The organism is Streptomyces sp. KR55, assembly GCF_052245645.1.
Taxonomy (GTDB): domain Bacteria; phylum Actinomycetota; class Actinomycetes; order Streptomycetales; family Streptomycetaceae; genus Streptomyces; species Streptomyces flavusporus.
Map to the genome: position 1 here is coordinate 21,489 of NZ_JBQQCE010000069.1, position 6,773 is coordinate 28,261.

6 protein-coding genes are annotated in these 6,773 nt (G+C 69.5%); 2 read left to right on the forward strand and 4 right to left on the reverse strand.

Annotated elements, in window-relative coordinates; genetic code table 11:
* Positions 1–2 precede the first annotated feature (2 nt).
* Together ACTWQJ_RS13065 and ACTWQJ_RS13070 are read right to left on the reverse strand one after the other, a co-directional pair.
* Positions 3–956, reverse strand: a complete 954-nt coding sequence (locus ACTWQJ_RS13065; protein WP_443306798.1) for a carbohydrate ABC transporter permease — start codon at positions 954–956, stop codon at positions 3–5.
* Positions 953–2,362 carry an extracellular solute-binding protein gene (locus ACTWQJ_RS13070; protein WP_443306799.1) on the reverse strand — a complete coding sequence of 470 codons (1,410 nt, stop codon included), beginning with the start codon at positions 2,360–2,362 and terminating at the stop codon, positions 953–955. Before ACTWQJ_RS13070 ends, ACTWQJ_RS13065 begins: the two co-directional genes overlap by 4 nt.
* A gap of 158 nt (positions 2,363–2,520) precedes the next feature.
* Here ACTWQJ_RS13070 and ACTWQJ_RS13075 point away from each other — a divergent pair, with 158 nt between their 5' ends.
* Positions 2,521–4,071: a glycoside hydrolase family 32 protein gene (locus ACTWQJ_RS13075; RefSeq protein WP_443306800.1), complete on the forward strand. Its 1,551-nt coding sequence runs from the start codon at positions 2,521–2,523 to the stop codon at positions 4,069–4,071.
* 104 nt (positions 4,072–4,175) lie between these two features.
* The gene (locus tag ACTWQJ_RS13080; protein ID WP_443306801.1) at positions 4,176–5,150 is read left to right on the forward strand and encodes a TauD/TfdA dioxygenase family protein; all 975 of its coding nucleotides are present in this window, start codon (positions 4,176–4,178) and stop codon (positions 5,148–5,150) included.
* Between the two features lie 67 nt (positions 5,151–5,217).
* On the opposite strand, the gene ACTWQJ_RS13085 is transcribed toward ACTWQJ_RS13080, so the two are convergent.
* The gene (locus ACTWQJ_RS13085) at positions 5,218–6,417 is read right to left on the reverse strand and encodes a glycoside hydrolase family 64 protein (RefSeq protein ID WP_443306802.1); all 1,200 of its coding nucleotides are present in this window, start codon (positions 6,415–6,417) and stop codon (positions 5,218–5,220) included.
* 156 nt (positions 6,418–6,573) lie between these two features.
* A partial coding sequence (locus ACTWQJ_RS13090; protein WP_443306803.1) for a dienelactone hydrolase family protein occupies positions 6,574–6,773 on the reverse strand: 200 nt, incomplete at its 5' end.

Here is a 6,773-nt window from a genome sequence, read left to right on the forward strand (position 1 = left end):
GCTCACTGGTAGTGGACGAAACGCCGGCTGAGCCGGAACTGGAGTGCGGTGACCGCCATGATCAGTACGAACAGCAGCACGCCCACCGCCGAGGCCTCACCGAAGCGGAGCTGCTCGAACGCGCTCTCGTAGATGACCATCACCACGGTCCGGGTGGCGTCACCGGGCCCGCCGTTGGTGAGGACGTACGGCTGCTCGAAGACCTGCAGCGCGTTGATGATGCCGACCACCGAGGCGACCAGCAGGGTGGGCGACAGCAGCGGCAGCGTGACGGCGAGGTGCTTGCGCAGCCCGGTCGCGCCGTCGAGCGAGGCGGCCTCGTGGATCTCCTTTGGGATGTTGTTCAGGCCGCCGACGAACAGCAGGAACGAGAACCCGAACTGCTGCCAGACATAAACCAGGACGACCGTCGCCATCGCCGCGTTCTCGGACGTCAGCCACGGCACCGGAGCGATCCCGACGAAGCCGAGCAGCCAGTTCACGACCCCGAAGTCCTGGTTGAACAGGTACTTCATCACCACCGAGATCGACGCGGCGGACAGCACCAGCGGGAAGAAGAACGCCGAGCGGAACACCGACCGCAGCCACACCGGCATGCGCCCGTTCACCGCCAGGGCCAGCATCAGGGCGATGAGCAGTTGCAGCGCGACCGCGAACACCATGAACACGAGCGTGTTGCGGAAAGAGACCAGCACGGTCGAATCGCCGAACACCTCACGGTAGTTGGCGGCCCCGGCGAAGCTCGGGTCGTCGATCACGTTCCAGTGGAAGAGGCTCAGGACCACCGAGCCGAGGATCGGCACGACCGTGAAGACGACGATGCCGACGATGGTGGGCGCCAGGAACAGCGTGGCCAGCAGTCGGGTGCCACGGTCACGGGCGGAGGGCCGGGGCGCGACAGCCGGTGGCGCCGTCGGCTGCTCCGTCCGTACGGCCGGTATCTGGGTGTTCGTCATACGTCACGCTCCATGGCCTTCTCCAGGTCGCCCTGCATCCGGCGCAGCGCGGGGGCCACCGAGCGCCGGGAGGCAAGGGCGGTACCGGTGTGCTTGAGCAGCACCTGCTCGACCTCGGCGACCTGCGGCGGCGCGGGGATCGGTCCGGTGTCGGGGAACTTGTCGAGGGTGTCGTAGAAGACCTGCCAGTGCTTGGGGCCGATCTCCCGGTAGCGGTCGACGGTCAGCATCGAACGGCGGGCGGGGGTGGTCTGGTTGGTCTCGAACAGTCGCATCAGGGTGTCCCGGCGGGCGGCGTACTTGATGAACTCCCACGCCTCCTCCTGCCGCTTCGACGTGCGCAGCAGCGCGTAGCCGGCGGCGCCGTACTGCATGCGCTGGGTGCGCCAGCGCGGGAAGTACTGCACGTCGAAGCCATCGGCCTTCATGCCCGCCAGGTGCAGGCCGCCCGCCCAGAAGCCGCCCGCGGGTGTGACGCCGACCCGTCCGGTGGAGAACACACCGATGAGGTTCTGGCCGTTGCCGCCCTCGGGGCGGGTGCACAGGCCCTCCTGGATGAGGGAGGCGAGATAGTCGTACGCCTCCTCCACGCGGGCGTCGGTGGCCTGCGGGGTGGTCCAGCGGAAACCGCCCCCGCGCCCCTGCCGCTGGGCGGCCGGGTAGAAGGAGTCCCACAGCCAGGCGCCGCCCGGCGCCTTGGACTCGGAAAGCAGGTTGGTGTCGTTGGCGAACAGCCAGGGCACCACGCCGCCCCACAGCCGGTTGGTCCAGAAGTACGGGGTGAACTGGGAGCCGCTGGACTTCTTCATGTCCCGCAGCAGCGCGGTGAAGTCATCGCGGGTCCAGTCCGCCGCCGGGAAGTCCGCGCCCGCCCGCTTCAGTACCTGGTTGTTGAGGTACATGTCGGCCGCGTTGAACTCGACCGGCAGCTGGTACAGGCTCCCCTCGTACATCATCGACTCCACCAGTGAGGGGTGGACGTCGGCGAAGTACTCGCGCAACTCCCCGGCGTCCCGCTTCACCCAGTCGTCCAGCGGGACCCCGAGGCGCTGCGCGAACAGCTGGACGCCCTCGGTGGCGACGTACACGAGGTCGGGTGCGGTGCCCGCCGCGATCTGGGTGAGGATCTTCGCGAAGAAGTCCGACCAGTCGACGGCCTGCACGGCGTTGATCCGCAGCTTGATGTCGGGGTGGACCTTCTTGAAGCCCTCGGTGAGCGTGCGGACGGCCTCCGGCCCGTAGGCGGGGCCGAGCGTGGCGACGACGAGGGAGCCGTCGTCCCGGCCCGGTATGTCGGCGCCGGTGAGCCGGTCCCAGCTGGCGGCGGTGCCGGCCAGCGCGGCGGCACCCGCGCCGTAGGCGCCGTACCGCAGCAGCGCGCGGCGAGTGAGGTGCGAGTCGGTCATTTGAAGGGCCTAACTCGTGTTAGTCAAGGTGTGATGCCCCAGATGATGAGAAGCGTGTCACTTGCCTGTCAAGGCCCGCGAACACTTGACCTTTAACGAGTTAGGTCGCACAGTCCTGGTCCACGGAGCCGCCGTTCTGACGAGAGGAACGATGCGTGATGCGTGGGATGACCAGAAGAGCGCTGTTCGCCGGTTCGGCCGCGGGGACCGCGGCCGCGTTACTGCCTGCCGTGCCCGCCACGGCCGGGCCCAAGACCCCCGCCGGCTGCGCGAGTTACCGCGCCCGGTATCACTTCACGGTCCCCGACCAGTGGAAGAACGACCCTCAGCGCCCGATCTGGGTCGACGGCGAGTACCACTACTACTACCTGTACAACCCGGACTACTTCACCGGCGGCACCACCGCGGGCACCGCCTGGCGCCTGGCCACCAGCACCGACCTGGTCCGCTTCACGGACGGCGGGATCGCCGTGCCCAAGGACACCACACCCAACGGCGACGTGTGGTCCGGCTCGGCGGTGGTGGACGCCGACAACACCGCGGGCTTCGGGGCGGGCGCGGTCGTCGTGCTCGCCACCATGGAACCCGTGGAGGGCGCCAACACGCAGGCCCAGTACCTGTACTACTCCACCGACGGCGGCCGCACCTTCACCCACCATGGCACCGATCCGGTGCTGGCCAACCCCGGCGTGCGCGACTTCCGCGACCCGAAGGTGATCCGCGACGAGGAGCGCGGCCGGTGGGTGATGACGCTCGCCGAGAACAACAAGATCGGCTTCTACCACTCGACGAACCTCAGGTCCTGGACCTACGTGAGCGGCTTCGTCAAGGACGGCATCGGCGTGCTGGAGTGCCCCGACCTGTTCCGCATCAGGGCCGAGGACGACACCGTGCGCTGGGTGCTGGGGGCGAGCGCCAACGGCAAGGGCTCAGGACTGCCCAACACCTACGCCTACTGGACCGGAGCCTTCGACGGCACCACCTTCACGCCCGACGCGTCCGAGCCGCAGTGGCTGGACCACGGCTGGGACTGGTACGGGGCGGTCACCTTCGAGAAACGGGACGCGAACGGCCGGCTCGACGAGGGCACCCGGTACGCCATCGGCTGGCTGAACAACTGGGACTACGCCAACACCACACCCACGATCGACTGCGACGGCTTCAACGGCACCGACTCGATCGTCCGCGAGATCGCACTCAAGCGCGCTCCGTCCGGCATGTACTACCTTGCCTCACGTCCCGTTGCCGCGCTGGACTCGTACGTGTCCCGCACGCTGAACCTCGGCGACCTGGAGGTGGACGGCACCCGAGTCCTCGACCACCGGGGTACGGCCTACGAGGTGACCTGCGAGATCACCTGGGATCAACTGACCGGCGCCGGCCTTCAGTTGCGCCGTTCTCCCGACGGTGTCCGCCACATCGACGCCGGCGTCTACGGCGACTACGCCTTCCTCAACCGCCGGCCCACCGTGAACCCCGACGCCTCCGGCCGATGGCAGGAGAGCAAGAGCCCCTTCGACCCCTCCGCCCGCCGGGTGCGGCTGCGGATCCTCGTCGACCGCACGTCAGTGGAGATGTTCGTCGACGACGGCCGGTACGTGCACTCGTCGGAGGTCTTCCCGTATCTCCTCGACGACCGGCTCGCACTGTTCACGATCGGCGGCCGGGCGGTGTTCCGGAACACGGTGATACGGGAGTTCACGGTGTGAGACCAGCGGGTCCGTCGTCTCGGAGTGTGGCGCTGTCGCCCCGGGCGGCGATCGCTGTCACGATCTCTCCGGAAGTCGAGACATCCACGACCAACGGAGTGCGCATGACGACTCACAGCCGTACGACGGACCGGGCGGCGCGGGACGCCGGGCTGGAGGTGCAGCCGGTCGCCGGGCACATCGGGGCCGAGATCGCGGGCGTCGATCTGGCCGACGGCCTGGACGACGCCCAGGTGGCCGTGATCCGGGCGGCGGTGCTGCGCTGGAAGGTCGTCTTCTTCCGCGGGCAGCGGCTGGACCACGCCGCGCATGTGGCGTTCGCGCGCCGGTTCGGCGAACCGGTCGTCCTCGGGCGGCGCGGGGGAGCGTCGCCGGCGGACTTCCCGGAGATCGAGACGACCGCCGACCGGCTGGAGCTCGGCGGGCGGTTCGGCATGGAGCACGACGAGTGGCTGCAGCGCCGCCGGCACACCCTGCTGCGCGGCTGGCACTGCGACCACGGGGCCCGTGTCGACCCGCCTGCCGCGACCATCCTGCGCGCCGAGACCGTCCCGCCGTACGGCGGCGACACCACCTGGTCGAATCTGGTGGCGGCGTACGCCGGACTGTCCGCCCCGGTACGGCAGTTCGTGGACGGACTGCGCGCCGAACACCGGCTCGGCGTCGGCTACCAGCCGCGGCCCGGCGACGACGCCTACGTCAGGCATCTGCTGGACCATCAGGTCGCCTCCGTGCACCCGCTGGTGCGCGTGCACCCGGAGACCGGCGAGCGGGTGCTGTTCGTCAACGGCTACTACGTCGAGCAGATCGCCGACCTCTCCCGTGCCGAGAGCCGGGCGATCCTGGACATGCTGCTGGAGCAGGCGGTCCGCCCCGAGTACACCGTCCGTTTCCGCTGGGAGCCGGGCAGCGTGGCCTTCTGGGACAACCGGGCCACCATCCACCTCGCGCCCAGCGACAACGCCCACCTCGGCTTCCCCCGGCTCATGCACCGGGTGATGCTCGCCGGGGACGTGCCGGTCGGGGTGGACGGCAAGCCGTCGGAGCCGGTCGTCGGCACCGAGCCGGGGCGCTGGTGACGCTCCTGGAATCGCCGCCCGACCGGTGCACCGCGCCAACGGTGCACCGGTCGTCAGAAGGGGCAGCTCAGTTGAAGGGATCGAGGGTCAGATAGGCCTCCCGCGGGTCGCCGTCGTGGACGAGTGACTCGTGGTGGCCGACGTCGTCGAAGGCGAACGCGTAGGCCTTTCCGTCGGCCATCCGGTCATGGACGATCCGGGCGTAGTGGTTGGTCACCGCGTCCTGGTAGAAGTTCGCCGCCGAGGTGTCCGGCTGGTTCGGGTTGGTGAGCAGCGTCGAGCGGTTGAAGCCCGCGCACAGGGTGCGGGAGATCGGGCCGCGTACCTCGTCGTTGGGGGCGTCGAGGAGCCGGTGGCAGCCGAAGACGCTGCTCGCATCGGGCTTCTGGAAGCTGGTGACGACCGTCCCGGAGCCGTTGGTGAAGTTCAGGACGCCGCCGGAGACGCGCCCGTAGTACTTGGTGTCCGGCTGGTTGGCGAACGGCGTGACCGTCAGCGTGGTCGTGGCGTACTTCTGCCAGACCCGGTCGATGTAGTCGTCCATGACCGATGCGGGCAACGCCCCGGTCTCCAGCCCGTACAGCGGGGACAGCGCCCGCAGCACGGTGCCGTCGGACCGCGTCTGGATCAGTCCGCCCCAGCCGCCCGACTGGGCCCGCAGCGCGTCGAACACCCCGTTGTAGCCGCCCGGCTCGAGCCGGCCGGTGCTGCTCGCACTGCCGTCGGCGCGCTGCACGCCGACCGAGTACGGCGCGGAGAACATGTCGACCTGCGTGCTGTTCAGCCACAGGCCCGAGTCGTTCAGCGTGTACTCGGACCAGTTGAAGAGGATGTCGCGGTTCGGGTCGCTCGGGTTCTGCACGGCCGGCTGCACCAGACCACCCGTGGCCAGTTTGAACACGAGCTTCTGGCCGTACGAGAAGTAGATCCGGCCGGACAGCTTGGGGATCCGGATGGTACTGGACTGCCCGGCGGCCGGTCCGGGAATGGACGCGTCCGGGGCGGGCGTCGGCGGGTTGCCGCCCGCCGGCCACGGATGGAACGTACCGTTCGCGTCGGCCCAGCCCTGCTGACCCGTCGTCAGCGAGGTGCCGAGGACGTAGACGTGGAGCGGATCGCCGCGACCGGAGTTGTTGGTGATCTGGAGCGGGATCGTCGCGGGCACCGCAGCGTCCGCGGGCGGCGTTGTGCCGAACGTGAGCAGCGCGCCGAGCAGGGCCGCCGCCGCGGCCACGGCCGGCCACCGGTGTCTGAGGATTGTGAGCACTCTCCACCTCCGTGCGGGTGTGGGGGGAATTGGTCCGTACCTGGTGTTGAGAGCGCTCTCAGGGTTGCGTCAAGGCGCGAGCATGTCAATGAGTGCGGCAGAGAAAGACGTTGACGGCGGCGCCGGCGGCTCGGGACCGCGGGCGCCGCCGGCGGATCAGAAGGTGCGGTCCAACAGGTCCAGCAGTGCCGCCCAGTGACGCTTGTCCCCCTCGGCGTGGTACGACGAGGTGTCGGCCTGCGTGAACCCGTGCGGCGCGCCCGGGTAGACCTCGCAGCGGTGCCGGACGCCCGCCGCGGTCAGCGCGTCCTCCAGGCGCTGGATCTGCTCCGGGGGCATGGCCGGGTCCTCGTCGG